This is a genomic window from Acinetobacter sp. YH12255 (assembly GCF_013417355.1).
Taxonomy (GTDB): Bacteria; Pseudomonadota; Gammaproteobacteria; order Pseudomonadales; family Moraxellaceae; genus Acinetobacter; species Acinetobacter pseudolwoffii.
The window spans coordinates 1-15,081 of record NZ_VPEC01000048.1 but is presented as its reverse complement, the minus strand read 5'-3'; the positions used below and the strand labels follow the sequence as shown (position 1 = coordinate 15,081).

The 15,081-nt window shown below is 44.7% G+C and carries 9 protein-coding genes and 5 pseudogenes; 4 read left to right on the top strand and 10 right to left on the bottom strand.

Annotated elements, in window-relative coordinates:
- The 4 genes and pseudogenes from FTV30_RS13775 to FTV30_RS13760 form a co-directional block, all read right to left on the bottom strand.
- Window positions 1-98: pseudogene (locus FTV30_RS13775) on the bottom strand (IS5/IS1182 family transposase); the annotation flags it as partial.
- 433 nt (window positions 99-531) lie between these two features.
- Window positions 532-1,092, bottom strand: coding sequence for a TPM domain-containing protein (locus FTV30_RS13770; RefSeq protein ID WP_100357535.1), 561 nt, complete (start codon window positions 1,090-1,092; stop codon window positions 532-534).
- A complete protein-coding gene (locus FTV30_RS13765) occupies window positions 1,086-2,135 on the bottom strand; it encodes a YgcG family protein (protein ID WP_100357534.1) in 1,050 nt (349 codons plus the stop codon). The genes FTV30_RS13770 and FTV30_RS13765 overlap by 7 nt, the downstream gene beginning before the upstream one ends.
- A gap of 32 nt (window positions 2,136-2,167) precedes the next feature.
- Complete coding sequence (locus FTV30_RS13760; protein ID WP_180001784.1) at window positions 2,168-2,758, bottom strand: LemA family protein; 591 nt, start codon at window positions 2,756-2,758, stop codon at window positions 2,168-2,170.
- Between the two features lie 164 nt (window positions 2,759-2,922).
- Between FTV30_RS13760 and FTV30_RS13755 the strand changes: the two are divergent.
- The 3 genes and pseudogenes from FTV30_RS13755 to FTV30_RS13745 all read left to right on the top strand — a co-directional run.
- Window positions 2,923-3,755 (top strand): annotated as a pseudogene (locus FTV30_RS13755) (IS4 family transposase); the annotation flags it as partial.
- A gap of 59 nt (window positions 3,756-3,814) precedes the next feature.
- Window positions 3,815-4,765 (top strand): IS481 family transposase, encoded by a 951-nt coding sequence (locus FTV30_RS13750; protein WP_005097272.1) that lies wholly within the window; start codon window positions 3,815-3,817, stop codon window positions 4,763-4,765.
- Window positions 4,761-5,021 (top strand): annotated as a pseudogene (locus tag FTV30_RS13745) (IS4 family transposase); the annotation flags it as partial. The gene FTV30_RS13750 and the pseudogene FTV30_RS13745, both read left to right, overlap by 5 nt.
- A 119-nt stretch (window positions 5,022-5,140) precedes the next feature.
- Here FTV30_RS13745 and FTV30_RS13740 read toward each other — a convergent pair.
- From FTV30_RS13740 to FTV30_RS13715, 6 genes and pseudogenes are all read right to left on the bottom strand, one after another.
- On the bottom strand, window positions 5,141-6,562 hold the full coding sequence (locus tag FTV30_RS13740; protein WP_180001783.1) for an FAD-dependent oxidoreductase: 1,422 nt from the start codon (window positions 6,560-6,562) through the stop codon (window positions 5,141-5,143).
- Window positions 6,563-6,635: 73 nt separating this feature from the next.
- The gene (gltB, locus tag FTV30_RS13735) at window positions 6,636-11,111 is read right to left on the bottom strand and encodes a glutamate synthase large subunit (protein ID WP_180001782.1); all 4,476 of its coding nucleotides are present in this window, start codon (window positions 11,109-11,111) and stop codon (window positions 6,636-6,638) included.
- 449 nt (window positions 11,112-11,560) lie between these two features.
- Entirely contained in the window at window positions 11,561-12,433 is an 873-nt protein-coding gene (locus FTV30_RS13730; RefSeq protein ID WP_180001781.1) for a hypothetical protein, read from the bottom strand.
- Between the two features lie 12 nt (window positions 12,434-12,445).
- Complete coding sequence (gene aroB, locus FTV30_RS13725) at window positions 12,446-13,525, bottom strand: 3-dehydroquinate synthase (RefSeq protein WP_100358186.1); 1,080 nt, start codon at window positions 13,523-13,525, stop codon at window positions 12,446-12,448.
- 28 nt (window positions 13,526-13,553) lie between these two features.
- Window positions 13,554-14,090, bottom strand: a complete 537-nt coding sequence (aroK, locus tag FTV30_RS13720) for a shikimate kinase AroK (RefSeq protein WP_005094320.1) — start codon at window positions 14,088-14,090, stop codon at window positions 13,554-13,556.
- 36 nt (window positions 14,091-14,126) lie between these two features.
- Window positions 14,127-14,840: pseudogene (locus FTV30_RS13715) on the bottom strand (type IV pilus secretin PilQ); the annotation flags it as partial.
- Window positions 14,841-14,890: 50 nt separating this feature from the next.
- Here FTV30_RS13715 and FTV30_RS13710 point away from each other — a divergent pair.
- A pseudogene (locus FTV30_RS13710) lies at window positions 14,891-15,081 on the top strand (transposase); the annotation flags it as partial.

The following is a 15,081-nucleotide window of genomic DNA, read 5'->3' as shown; positions in this document are numbered from 1 at the left end:
GGATCAAACCAAATGGAAATATTACCTCGGTTAATTAAGGCTCGGTTATAGGATGACCAATTGGTTGTACGGTAGATTTTAGAGGCAGGCTTATTCATTTTGAAATTATATTGCTGAATAAGCTTTTAATGCTAGGTTTGTGCAACAAAGCCGTTCTTGAGCATGAATAAAAGCGGAGATTGAAAAAAGTAGAAAAAGATAATATTGATGCTTCATATCAAATTTATTATTTTTATGTCCATATTGACTTACTTATGGATTGTTTATTTTATATGGACACTTATGGAGTATCAATTAAGGTAAACCTTTTTGAGCGTTCATAACATTCTCCACAAATGTTTTTTGTTTATTTATAAGCCTAAAGAAAAAGCTCATTTAGCTTATTTTATATTTAGCACTAAGTGTGCCAAGTTTTATTATAATAAAATTAACAGAAAAAACAGCACTTTAAAAAAATATTTTTATTTTTGTAATTTTTATGTTTTATTTTGTGTAACTAACTGACAAAAAATGTCAGTTAGTTGACTAAAATCACCCCAATATAATCGGTTTATTCCCTAATTCATTTTCCAAATCATCTATTTTGCGATCATAGTACTGATCTAAGACTTCTCCAATCTGCCCCACACCTTCAATAACCCCGTCTTTAAACTTCTGCTGGACTAAATGCTGAATAATATTTTGGCAAATTTCATCCCAGACCTGCTGGGTCGTCGCATTCTTAATTCCCCGATCAATCACAATTTCAACCTTGTGCTCGCACAGATTTAAATAGAGCAGTACCCCACTGTTATATTCGGTATCCCAAACCCCAATTTCAGCAAATAACTGTCGGGCACGACATAAGGTATCTTGATAATAAGCAGATCGTGAAGGCAGACAGCCTTCAATCACCACCTGAATCTCCCCGACATGCCCATGCTCGGCTTCTTCCACCGCCACTGCAATGGAATGCTGATCCTGCTTGGAGAAAAAACGCTTGGTGGCCGGCATATAAAAGAAATGTTTTAACCAGCGTTTAAAACTCGGCTGCGCATGTTCTTCCAGCTTCGGCTGCGTGACAATCTCTGTCGTATCTGTCGTTGTTACCATGAGCCTGATGCTCCTCCCCCACCAAATCCACCACCGCCACCGCCGAAGCCGCCGCCCCCAAAACCACCACGACCACCACCGCCGCGGCCACCACCTGCCATAAAGGCATGTAAAATCAGCTGGGCCAGTGAAGTGACCAATAAAAAGAATACCCCGGCACCAATCATTAAACTGGCAATTAAACCCATGCCATTGACCAGACCGGCAGCTGTGCCTGCAACTGCGGCAGTCGCAGCACTGAGTTTTCTGCCAAAAATCATCGAAGCAATCACACCAGCAACAATAATAAACAGCACGCTACTGAACGTTGCCTTACTGGCTTTTTGTGCCTGATAAGCCTGTTCCTGACGCTCTTTCAGCTCATCGGCCGCCTGTGCAGCAATTTCAGGATCAAGATTTAAAATCCGTTCTATTTCAGTCAGTCCTGAGTCGATCCCTTGTGCATATTGAGCCTGTTTAAAATACGGTGTGATCTTGTCATTGATAATCCGGCCTGCCACGATATCGGGCAACACCCCTTCCAGACCATAACCGGTCAAGATCTGAATACGGCGATCATTGATGGCAATGGTCATCAATAAGCCATTATCCCGTTTGGCTGAACCGAGCTGCCAGGCGTCGGCTATGCGCATGGAATAATCAAAAATATCTTCCTGTCCCGTGGTTGGAACAATCACTACACCAACCTGGCCTTTGCCAGCATTATGCAAGTTTAAAATGCGTTGACTAATCGCCTGCTTTTCAATTGGGCTGAGTATATTGGCCTGATCAATCACCGGTTCATTTAGACTGGGTAAATCACGCTGTATCTGGCCTTCGGCCATATCATTGGCAATTTGTGGCGGCTGGGCTGGCGCTACTTCAGTATCTGATTGAGTCCTTGCAGTATTATTCGCAGCCGGATTTTGCAATATTTCACGTGCAACAATAACTTCTTCGGTATCCGTTGCTGTCGCGGTCTCACTCCAGGCCAGATTGCTCAGACTTGCACTTAAACTGATCAACAAACCGGCACAGAATTTTGCCGCCAGATTATGCCTCATTGCAGCCACTCTCTCTTTTGCAAAATTTGATCTTAATCAAATGAAACTGTCGGGGCTTTCTGTGCACTTTGCTCGGCACTAAAGTTTGGTTTGGTCTCCATTCCAATCACTTTGGCAGTCATCACTTGTGGGAACTGACGCGCATAAGAGTTAAAGTCCTGAACAGTCGTAATATAACGGTTACGTGCCACAGCAATTCTATTTTCAGTGCCTTCCAACTGTACCTGCAAATCACGGAACTGCTCGTTGGCTTTCAGATCTGGATAATTTTCAGTCACCGCCAATAAACGCGATAGAGCACTGGTCATTTGCGACTGCGCTTCCTGATAACGCTGGAATAATTCGGGATCTTCCAGTACTTCTCGATCCACTTTTAAACCGGCGAGATTCGCACGCGCTTGGGTCACCTCAGTTAATACCTGCTCTTCATGCGCGGCATAGCCTTTGACCACATTGACCAGATTCGGCACCAGGTCGGCACGGCGCTGATACTGGTTTTGCACTTCAGACCATGAAGCAGTTACCGCTTCATCTTTCACCTGTAAAGTGTTATAGCCACATCCTGTGAGGGTCAAGGTACTGGCCAGCATCAGGGTTATTAAAGATTGTTTTAATACACGCATGATGTTTATCCTCAATTATTTATTGATATTTATTTAATTAATTTGATTTTAAACAGTATTTTCTAAAGTTTTGTTACTTTTTATAATCTTTTTCTCTGTACACGACAAAAATAGATAACTCATTGAAATAATGTCACAATAATTGTTTTCTAACGACGAATACTATGACACATCTCAATGAGTTATATCTTATCTTAAACAAATATCAAAAATGGAACAAGTCACATTTAAAGTGCTTTGCGCTCATCATGCTTGTGATTATTTTAAAGCAAACATGTAATCTTTCTTCTGCATCTAAAGCCTTGCCCATCAAGTGCTTACCACAATCATTTTATCGACGTATGCAGCGCTTCTTTGCAGGTCAGTATTTCGATTATCGTCAAATTTCTCAGTTGATTTTCAATATATTTTCATTCGACAAAGTGCAACTGACTTTAGATAGAACCAATTGGAAATGGGGAAAACGAAATATTAATATCCTGATGCTCGCGATCGTTTATCGTGGAATAGCGATACCTATCGTTTGGATATTACTTAATAAACGTGGAAATTCAGATACAAAAGAGCGTATTGCTTTGATTCAACGCTTTATCTCCATTTTTGGTAAAGACCGTATTGTGAATGTGTTCGCAGACAGAGAGTTTATCGGTGAGCAGTGGTTTACATGGTTAATTGAACAAGACATCAACTTCTGCATTCGTGTTAAAAAAACTTTATTGTCACCAATCATTTAGGAAAGAATCATAAAATCAGTGATTTATTTCGCCATCTTCAAGTTGGTCAAATTGAATGTCGTAAACGACGGATTTTGGTTGGTCGAGTGAAACTATATATAAGTGCACTACAGTTAGAAAATGGAGAACTTTTACTCGTCGTTTCTTCTCAGTTTAATGCCAATCCTATTCAGGATTATGCATTACGCTGGGAAATTGAAACCTTATTCAGTTGTCTCAAAGGACGCGGGTTTAATCTTGAAAATACTCGTTTAACAGACCCTAGCTGTTTAGTCCCAGATTTTAATGGTGCAATATTCTCAGATAAATGGAAGGAAGCACTATGGGACAAGTTCTACACAGCAGCGCCACAACGACACAGGCAGTGCGTCGAGCAATACAAAATAGTCAAGAGAGCTTAAGAACGCTAGCCAAGCGTTACGGCATCAATCAAAAGACCGTCGCAAAATGGAAGAAACGTACTTCAGTAGATGATCTTACAACCGGGCCAAAGAATCCTCGCTCAAGCGTGTTATCGCCTGAAGATGAGGCGGCAATTGTTGCTTTTCGAAAACGCACTTTGTTGCCGCTAGACGATTGCCTTTATGCATTGCAGCCGAGTATTCCTTATCTGACACGCTCGTCGTTACACCGCTGCTTGCAGCGGCATGGTATTTCACGACTGCCTGAGGTACAAGGTGATCGCCCTGTCAGGAAGCGCTTCAAGAGCTACCCCATTGGTTACTTTCATATCGACATCGCTGAGATGCGAACAGCACAGGGTAAGCTTTATCTCTTCGTTGCCATTGATCGCACTTCCAAGTTCGCGTTCACTGAATTGCATACTAAAGCCAGTAAGATGGCAGCCGCGGAGTTCCTGCGCAATCTGGTTAAGGCTGTGCCCTATAGAATCCATACGGTGCTAACAGATAACGGCATCCAGTTCACGAACCGCACCTGTGATCGCTACGCCTCTGAGCACATCTTTGATCGGATTTGTACTGAATGTGGCATTGAACATCGTCTTACCAAGGTCAAGCATCCATGGACCAATGGACAGGTCGAGCGGATGAACCGAACGATTAAAGAAGCTACTGTCAAACGGTTCCATTACGACGATCACACTCAGCTATGCATTCACCTTGCTGATTTTATTGCTGCATACAACTTCGGCCGCAGACTCAAAACACTCAGGGGCCTGACTCCCTACGAATTCATCTGCAAACAGTGGACAGATGAACCTGAACTTTTTAAGATTGATCCGATCCATCAAATGCCGGGACTAAACACCTAGACGAGTCAAGAAATTGATAGCAGTGCTAGCTATCGGTTTCTGTTGGTGCTATTTAACAGGTGAATGGCAACATGATCAAAAAAAAGTGATAAAAATAAAGAAGCATGGACGACTCTCAATGAGTTTATTTCGCTATGGTTTAGACTATGTTCAAATGGCGATTCAGCGTTTAATTGGTTTTGGGAAAAAAGAAGAGTTTAAGGAAATTTTGGCAATTTTAAGAAGGCAGAAGCCTGATAGGATAAGGGTTCTGTGAAATTTGTCGTGTACAGAGAATCTTTTTAATGCTTCACACTTTAAAATTAAAAATTATCGAAGATGAAAAAAACCCGCCGTAGCGGGTGTTCTTGAATAATTTGAGCTTATTCTTAACGGTTAAACATCCAGATAATCTAGAATCCCTTCTGCGGCCTGACGACCTTCCCAGATGGCTGTCACGACCAGGTCAGAACCGCGCACCATATCACCACCAGCAAAGATTTTCGGATTTGAGGTCTGGAACTTGTATTGCTGCTGCTCAGCGGCAACGACACAGCCTGAACCATCCAGCTTGATCTCGACATCGGCGAACCAGTCAGCGGGGCTGGTACGGAAACCGAAAGCAAGCAGGACTGCATCGGCAGGCAAAATTTCTTCTGAACCCGGAATTGGTTCTGGGCTGCGACGACCACGACTGTCTGGCTCACCCAACTGTGTGCTAATCACTTTCACACCTGTGACCTTGCCATGTTCACCGACGATTTCGATCGGCTGACGGTTGAACTGAAATTCCACCCCTTCTTCACGCGCATTTTGTACTTCACGGCGCGAACCCGGCATGTTTTCTTCATCACGACGATAAGCACAAGTGACTGTCTCAGCACCTTGACGAATCGAGGTTCGGTTACAGTCCATCGCAGTATCGCCACCGCCTAAAACGATGACTTTTTTGCCTTGTACACTGATGTATTCAGCTGGCTCTTTTTCCCAGCCTTGGGTGCGGTTGACATTGGCAATCAGGAAATCTAGCGCGTCATGGACACCGTCCAGCTCTTCACCGGCAAAACCACCTTTCATATAAGTATAGGTTCCCATCCCCATGAATACCGCATCATAATCTGCAAGCAACTGGTCAATGGTGATCTCGGTGCCAATTTCAGTATTGAGACGGAATTCCACCCCCATACCGGTGAAAATTTCACGGCGGCGTTTCATCACATCTTTTTCCATCTTGAATTCTGGAATACCGAAAGTCAGCAAACCACCAATTTCTGGACGTTTATCAAACACGACGGGTTTTACCCCTGCACGAACCAAAATATCCGCACAGCCAAGACCCGCAGGACCTGCACCAATGATCGCGACTTTTTTATTGGTCCATTTCACATTAGACATGTCTGGACGCCAGCCCAAAGCAAAGGCGGTATCGTTGATATATTTTTCAGCATTGCCAATGGTGACCGCGCCGAAACCATCGTTCAGGGTACAAGCCCCTTCACAGAGACGGTCTTGCGGACAGACACGGCCACAGACTTCCGGCAAGGTATTGGTCTGGTGACACAATTCAGCAGCTTGGAACAGACGTCCTTCAGCCACCAGTTTCAACCAGTTCGGAATGTAGTTATGTACCGGACATTTCCATTCACAATAGGGGTTACCACAACCGAGACAACGATGGGTCTGGTTCGCAGCAATTTCCGCAGTAAACGGTTTATAAATTTCTACAAATTCTGCTTTGCGGACATCAAGCTCTTTTTTCTCTGGATCTTGGCGTGCGACATCCAGAAATTGAAAGTCATTATGTAGGCGTTCAGCCATGTCTCTCTCCGTGGCTAGAGGTAAGGGCTTTACAGTTACCTTACTTCTGCCTATATATCTGTTGGTCGTGGAATTATTGTGGATCAGCTTGAGTTGTTTTTAACAGCGTTTGCAAGTTGGCTGCTTTTGGTTTTACCAACCAGAACTTACGGCTATAGAAGTCAAACTCATGGCGGATCTTGTACGCCCAAGCACTACCGGTTTCTTTAATATGTTCATCCAAAATGCGACCCAGGAAGGCTTTATGCTCTTCCATCGCTTCGGTGGAAATACGATTCAGTTCAATGAGTTCATGGTTATAATGATCAACGAAGTCGTTATCCAGATCAAGTACATAAGCAAAACCACCGGTCATACCCGCCCCGAAGTTATGCCCGACTTTACCCAGCACGGTCACGATCCCACCGGTCATATATTCACAGCAGTGATCGCCAGCACCTTCGATGACCGCGAATGCGCCCGAGTTACGCACCGCGAAACGCTCGCCTGCCGTACCCGCGGCATATAACTTACCGCCAGTGGCACCATAGAGACAGGTGTTACCAATGATCGCGGTATTTTGGGTCTGGAAAGGCGAACCTTTTGGCGGGAAGATCGAGATGCGACCACCGGCCATGCCTTTACCGACATAGTCATTGGCATCACCTTCAAGGCTAATATGCAGACCACCGGCGTTCCAGACACCCAGCGACTGACCTGCAGTACCATTCAGGTGTACTTTCACTGGATGTGCTTCCATGCTCAGGTTGCCATAACGGCGGGCAATTTCACCGGATAAACGCGCACCAATCGAACGGTCACAGTTACCAATCGAGAAGTGATATTCACCACCAGTTCCGGCTTCAATCGCAGGCAGGATTTCCGCCACCATTTTCTCTGCCAGAATACCTTTATCGAATGGTGCATTGCCCTGTACTTCGCAGTACTGTGCTTTTCCTTCCGCAGCAGGATGGGATTCCAGTAATTTGCTCAGATCTAAATGTGCATGCTTGGCAGTTTCACCTGGCAACACTTCCAGCAGGTCGGTACGGCCGATCAGGTCTTTCAGGCTAGACACACCGAGTGCAGCCAGCCATTCACGGGTTTCTTCAGCAATGAAAGTGAAGAAGTTGATCAGCATTTGTGGCTCGCCAATATAATGCTCTTGACGCAAATGGTCTTGCTGGGTTGCCACACCGGTTGTACAGTTATTCAAGTGGCAGATACGCAGGTATTTACAACCGAGTGCAATCATTGGGGTCGAACCAAAGCCAAAGCTTTCTGCACCCAGAATGGCTGCTTTAACTACATCCAGACCGGTTTTTAAACCACCATCGGTTTGTACGCGAACCTTTCCACGCAGGTCGTTGACACGAAGCGCCTGATGCGCCTCAGAAAGACCCAGCTCCCACGGTGAACCTGCATGATGAATTGAAGAAAGTGGCGAAGCCGCTGTACCACCGTCATAACCTGAAATGGTAATGAAATCGGCATAGGCTTTTGCTACACCTGCAGCAATCGTCCCGACACCCGGTTCAGAAACCAGCTTAACGGACACCATCGCCTGTGGGTTAACCTGTTTTAAATCAAAGATCAACTGTGATAAATCTTCAATTGAATAGATGTCATGATGCGGAGGTGGCGAAATAAGCGTGACACCCGGTACAGAGTAACGTAAACGGGCAATCAGACCATTCACTTTACCACCCGGCAACTGACCACCTTCACCTGGTTTTGCACCTTGCGCGACTTTAATTTGCAGGACTTCTGCCGATGTTAAATACGCAGGTGTCACACCAAATCGGCCCGATGCAATTTGTTTGATTTTCGAGTTACGGATGGTGCCATAACGCGCTGGATCTTCACCGCCCTCGCCTGAATTCGAGCGACCGCCAATCGTGTTCATGGCAATCGCAATTGCTTCATGTGCTTCCGGCGACAATGCACCCAAAGACATACCAGCAGAGTCAAAGCGCGGCAGGATTTCTTCCACCGATTCCACTTGTTCAACAGGAATCGAATTATCAGTTTTCAGTTTGAATAGGTCACGAATGGTGGCAATCGGACGGTTATTCACCAGTTCGGCATATTCTTTAAAATCTGCGTAGTTACCTGAACGCACTGCTTTATGCAGCGAGTTGATTACATCCGGATTAAAGGCATGATATTCCTTGCCGAATACAAATTTCAGCAAACCACCCTGATCAATGGGTTTACGGTTTTTCCAGGCAAGATCCGCCAGCTGTTTTTGATCATTTTCAAGATCAACAAAGGTTGCACCCTGAATACGGCTTGGCACACCAATGAAACATGTATCAACCACTTCATTCGACAGACCGACTGCTTCAAATAACTGACCGCCACGATAAGAGGCCACCGTCGAAATTCCCATTTTTGATAGAACTTTCAGTAAGCCTTTCTCAATGCCTTTACGGAAATTGTTTTGTGCATAGATTGGATCACCCAAGAGCTCGCCTTTGGCAACCAGATCATTGATCACGTCATAAGCCAGATATGGATAAATCGCAGTTGCGCCAAAGCCGAGAAGCACTGCGAACTGATGTGGATCACGGGCAAAACCGGTTTCAACAATCAGATTAGCATCGGTACGCAAACCGGTATTAATCAAGTAATGATGCACCGCACCGGTCACCATAAAGGCATTGGCCGGCAAGTGGCCTTCACGAATTTTCTTGTCTGAAAGCATCAGTAAAGTTTTGCCATCACGAATCGCTTGTGCAGCCTCGATGCAAATACGAAGAATTGCGGCTTGTAAACCTTCAGTTTCAGTATAGTTCAGGTCGATGTCAGCAATTTCGTAACCTTTACGCCCCAAGGTACGAATTTGATGCATTTTCGAATTTGAAAGAACCGGACTGGAAATAATCAGACGGTCAGCATGTTCAGGCCCCTGTTCAAACACGTTCTGTTCACGGCCTAAACAGGTTTCCAGTGACATCACGATCGATTCACGTAACGGATCAATTGGCGGGTTGGTCACCTGCGCAAACTGCTGACGGAAATAATCCGAAACATGGCGCACCTGACGTGACAATACTGCCATGGGCGTATCATCACCCATGGATCCCACAGCTTCCTGACCACTTTCCGCGATTGGACGCAATAACTGGTCACGTTCTTCAAAGGTCACCATGAACATTTTTTGGGCCGCTTTCAGGCCATCGCCTTTTAAGCCTTGCTCACATAAATATTCTTCCAGCTCGGGGCTACCTTGCAAACGCACAGAGTTTTCACGTAACCATTCACGGTATGGACGCATACGTTTTAAATGATGATTCACATCTTGTGTATCCAGTACCTTGCCGGTTTGCGTATCGATCACCAGCATTTGTCCGGGGCCAACACGACCTTTAGAAATCACATCTTCAGGTTGATAACCCCAGACCCCAATTTCCGATGCCAATGTGATGTAGCCATTTTTGGTAATCACCCAACGTGCCGGACGTAAACCATTACGATCCAGCATACAAATCGCATGACGGCCATCCTGAATTACCAGACCTGCCGGGCCATCCCAGGCTTCCATATGTTTCGAGTTGAATTCATAGAAAGCACGCAAGTCCGCATCAAGCGTTTCCACGTTCTGCCACGCAGGCGGAACCAGCATACGTAAGGCACGGAACAGATCCATACCGCCACCGACCAGAATCTCCAGCATATTGTCCAGGCTTGAGGAATCCGAACCGGTACGATTCACAATCGGTTTCAGCTCAGTTAAACCCGGCAATAAGGGATTTTCAAATTTTGGCACACGCGCCATGGCCCAGTTACGGTTGGCCGTAATAGTGTTGATTTCACCATTGTGCGCCAGATAACGGAACGGCTGTGCCAACGGCCAGCGTGGCAAAGTATTGGTCGAAAAACGTTGATGAAATACCACGATATGTGATTCCAGACGCGGATCAGCCAGATCGGTATAAAAGTCTGCAATCGCTTCCGGCATCATCAAGCCTTTATAGCTGATGACCGTTGAACATAAGGTAGTGACATAGAAAGAGGTATCATTCAGCAGAAATTGTTCTGCACGACGACGCGCCAGGAATAACTTACGGTTAAATTCAACCTCGGTCACGCCCATCGGGCAATTGACAATAATCTGTTCAAATGCCGGCATCGATTGCAAGGCAATTTCACCCAGTGCATCGACATGGGTTGGAATCACACGCCAAGCCAGAACAATGAGACCTTCAGCTTCAATTTCTTTGTTTAAAACCTGTTTGGCACGTGCAGCAAGCGTAGGATCAAGATTCAGGAACACCGAACCGACAGCAAAGACTTCACTTAAAGTCGTATCACTTAAGCGTTTTGCTTCTTCACGGAAGAACTTTTTCGGCATCGCCAAAAGCAGACCACAGCCATCCCCAGTCTTGCCATCGGCGGCAATACCACCACGATGGGTCATACAACTTAGGCTATGAATCGCGGTCTTGACAAGATCATGGCTTGCATCGCCCTGCATATGGGCAATTAAACCGAAACCACAGTTATCTTTAAACTCATCCGGTTGGTATAAACCTTGAGCGGGAGCTACATTATTAGGCGATGGCATGTGCATAGCGTACCCTTCTTTTCACGAAGCCTTATAGGCTGTTAAACAATCTAAATTCTTCTCTGCGCTGCGTGTAATGGACTTTCGAAGACCGTCTTGCTAGAGCAAAATCTTTTCATCTTTATTTCTTCAGCCTAGTCCTTTTTCAGACCGAATGCATAAAAAATAAAGTTTATTTTGCTGATGAATAACATAAAAATCAGGAATAAATATGACATTCATAGGTTGTCATCGAATCATTTTTCGCGCTAAAACAGGGAGATTAATTCAATCCATGCACCAATAAAGCAAATTACATGCCAATAAATAGTACATAAATTAAAACTATACAGATGACAAAGCTTTAACAAAGATTACAGGGATACTGGTTATTTTTAATGTGTATTTTTTGCACCAAAAGCGCACATTTCTAATTAGGTCATTTTTTTGGTGCGCTATTTTAGAACGGATTAGTTAAAAGGATCACTAATCTCATTGTTTTGAGGACGGGAATTCCCCCCTTGGTTCGGTCGATTATTATTGTTTTGTGGTTGTGGTGCACCTTCTACAGCACTTTCGGATTTCTGTACATCGAGCACATTGCCAGCGGCATCACGACGCACAATTGTGGTACTGGTGGTCGCATCCGAACTACGCGGTTTAACCTCAGCCTGAGTTTGCTGTCTGAGTCGTACAGATTCATCTACCTTCGGTAAAGGTACGTTTTTCAAGCGAATCTCATACAGCTTTTGATTACTTGCCAACTCCTCTGAACCCAGATTATTGACCAGACTGACATACTGCTGTATTAGCACCACTTCAGGCTTCACTGAAGCAGGCAAATTTAAATTCAATGTAGATAAGGCCTGATTGGCTTCTGCGGCGGTCTTATACTGACCATACAGCAGCACATATTGTTCTGGCTGATTTTCACCGGATATTCTTAGATAAATAAAAGGCTTACGATCTGGCTGTTTTTTAAGAAAGCTTTTGAGAATGGCTTCATTGCTGACGCGAAATAATTCAATCGCATGCTGTTTTTTCGCCTCATTAACAAATTTGGTGCCGCGAAATTCTGGCTCATGATTGGCATTTACAATGGTGCGCGTATTCAAATCGAGGGGTTTGACCTCGTCAAAAAGCGCACCAAGATGGGTCATTGTCGCTACTTTTTCCGGCTGAATTTGTAATTGAACTTTAGTTTCTGGCTTTTTTTCCACTTCAATTACCGCATCTGAATCAGTAATGGCCCAAAAGATCAAGGCTGCAAATAGACAGCATACACCACAGACCAGCCAGAAATAGTGCTGAACCTTTTGCCAAGGAGTGTGTAATGCTGTCATAAAAACTAAAACCTATGCCTGATTCGCTAAAATTGCCTGTTGCATTCGCTCAAGATCAAAATCTCGAGTAATCACAGCTTTACCTAATTGTTGCAACAACACCAGACGCAATTGTCCATTCAAGACTTTTTTGTCATGGGCCATATATGCCAGGAAATCATCAAGAGGGATTTTAGGACAAACGATCGGAAGTTTGGCACGAGAAATGATTTTTTTTGTACGTTCCAGATCACCCTGAGAAATCCAGCCCATACGCTGTGATAAATCTGCCGCCATGACCATACCTGTTGCAACAGCCTCGCCATGTAGCCAGACACCATACCCCAGATAAGATTCAATCGCATGTCCAAAAGTATGCCCTAAATTCAGTAGAGCACGTTCCCCTTGCTCTTTTTCATCATTGGCGACAATCCGGGCCTTGTGCGCACAGGAACGATAAACGGCCTCAGCCAGTAGTTTCTCATCACGACTGACCAGAGCATTCATATTATCTTCAAGCCAGAGCAGAAATGATTCATCACCGAGTAGCGCATACTTAATCACTTCAGCCAAACCGGCCGCAAGTTCACGATCGGGTAAAGTAGAAAGTTGCGACATATCGGCCAGCACCACTTGCGGTTGCTGGAACGCACCAATCATGTTTTTACCCAGTGGATGATTAATCCCGGTTTTTCCACCGACACTGGAATCGACTTGAGACAGTAAAGTCGTCGGTACCTGAATGAAATACACGCCACGCTGGAAACATGCCGAAGCAAAACCGGCCATATCGCCAATCACACCACCACCGAGCGCAAGCACCGTACAGTCCCGGTTAAAACCAGCTTCAAGCAATGCATCAAAGATCAGATTCAAATGCTGGCTATCCTTATATTTTTCACCATCGGGCAAAATACAGGTCGCGACATGCTTGTCTAAAGCTGCAATCGCAGTTTGATAATGCTGCAAATAAAGTGGCGCAACCGTGGTATTGCTCACAATCATCACTTGCTTGCCATGAATATAGGGAGCCAATAAGGCCTGTGGATCAAGATCGCTCCCGATAAAAATAGGGTAACGACGTTCTCCGAGTTCTACATATAAGGTTTGCATGTTTGATTAACCACTTTATTCAATGAACTTAGTTTTTGGAAGTAATGAGATTGAGAATCCGCTGCGCCAGATCTCGTGCCGCACCCTGATTGGTCTCAATGATATGATGTGCCACTTCCCGATACAAGGGATCACGAACTGCCAATAAATCACGTAACTTTTGTTCCGGATTTTCGACTTGGAGGAGTGGACGGTTTTTATCGCGATAGGTACGCTGTAGTTGAATTTCAACCGGCGTATAGAGATAAACGACGATCCCACGCTGTTTCAGATAGTCTCGATTCAAGACCTGAGTAATGGCACCACCGCCAGTGGCTAAAACTAAATGGGGGCGTGAAGTCAGTTCATTAATTACAGCAGTTTCACGGTCACGAAAACCCTGTTCCCCTTCTTTCTCAAAAATCCAGGGAATCGTCGCACCTGTTTTACGTTCAATTTCATGATCACTATCTAGAAATTCACGTCCTAACAATTCTGCGAGATGTCGTCCTACTGTTGTTTTACCGGCCCCCATCGGCCCTACCAAATAAAGATTTGGTAGGGTTTCAAACTCTTTGCTTGGCAAGGAGTCACCTATTCGTTTTGTTAAATTCAAAATATATTAATGATTTCTTGAAACACTGTCATTAACAATTCGAGGTGTAACGAAAATCAGCAACTCACGCTTGTTATCCGATTTTAAATCTTTACGGAATAAACGCCCTACATAAGGAATATCCCCCAGGAATGGCACCTTGGTTTGTGCATTACGGGTTTCCTGCTCAAAAATCCCACCCAGGACCACTGTTTCACCATTATCCACCAGCACATTGGTATTGATCTGGTTTTTATTAATAGTCAATTGTCCGGTCGGCGTTGGGTTGCCTGGGGAGTCACTGGTAATATTCAGCTCCATCTGCACTTTCCCATCTGGAGTAATACTTGGCGTGACATCCAGACTCAAAGTCGCATCAATAAACTCAGTAGTGGATACAGCATTGGCCCCTCCACCTTCAGCAGATTGATACGGAATTTGTGAACCAGATGCAACCGTGGCTTTTTGCTTGTCTGCTGTGAGTACTTTTGGTGTTGAAATAACTTCACCATAGCCATCCGCTTGCAATGCAGACAGTTCAAGATCCAGCATAAAATCAGAGAGACTAATCAAACCAAAGGCAATACGGCTGGCGCCCGGACTGGTGACACCCAAGTCTACATTCAGGTTTTGTGGACGCTGAATTTCATAAGTATATCCGCCCAAATCACTTTCTTGCGGATCTCTGAGATCCCACAACGTCGTATCGCTACCACCGACCAGAAGGCTATTATTGTGGCTTTGTTGCACAAACCTATCTGTAAAGGCTTTTTCAGCGATATAATTTTCAAATGAAGAAGCCTACACACAAAATCTACCGCACAACCAATTGGCCCACATATAACCGAGCACTTAATGAGTCGCGGAAATATTGCCATTTGGTTTGATCCTGCTACGCAATGGTATGCTCCATCAAAAGGCAAACAAGGGCGAAATCAAACCTACTCCGACGCAGCCATCCAATGCTGCTTAATGATTAAAT

What these genes read in the sequence shown, in the direction of transcription:
- FTV30_RS13770 (WP_100357535.1), bottom strand. Translation starts at nt 1,092, where the DNA reads ATGGTAACAACGACAGATACGACAGAGATTGTCACGCAGCCGAAGCTG.
- FTV30_RS13765 (WP_100357534.1), bottom strand. Translation starts at nt 2,135, where the DNA reads ATGAGGCATAATCTGGCGGCAAAATTCTGTGCCGGTTTGTTGATCAGT.
- FTV30_RS13760 (WP_180001784.1), bottom strand. Translation starts at nt 2,758, where the DNA reads ATGCGTGTATTAAAACAATCTTTAATAACCCTGATGCTGGCCAGTACC.
- FTV30_RS13750 (WP_005097272.1), top strand. Translation starts at nt 3,815, where the DNA reads ATGGGACAAGTTCTACACAGCAGCGCCACAACGACACAGGCAGTGCGT.
- FTV30_RS13740 (WP_180001783.1), bottom strand. Translation starts at nt 6,562, where the DNA reads ATGGCTGAACGCCTACATAATGACTTTCAATTTCTGGATGTCGCACGC.
- gltB (WP_180001782.1), bottom strand. Translation starts at nt 11,111, where the DNA reads ATGCCATCGCCTAATAATGTAGCTCCCGCTCAAGGTTTATACCAACCG.
- FTV30_RS13730 (WP_180001781.1), bottom strand. Translation starts at nt 12,433, where the DNA reads ATGACAGCATTACACACTCCTTGGCAAAAGGTTCAGCACTATTTCTGG.
- aroB (WP_100358186.1), bottom strand. Translation starts at nt 13,525, where the DNA reads ATGCAAACCTTATATGTAGAACTCGGAGAACGTCGTTACCCTATTTTT.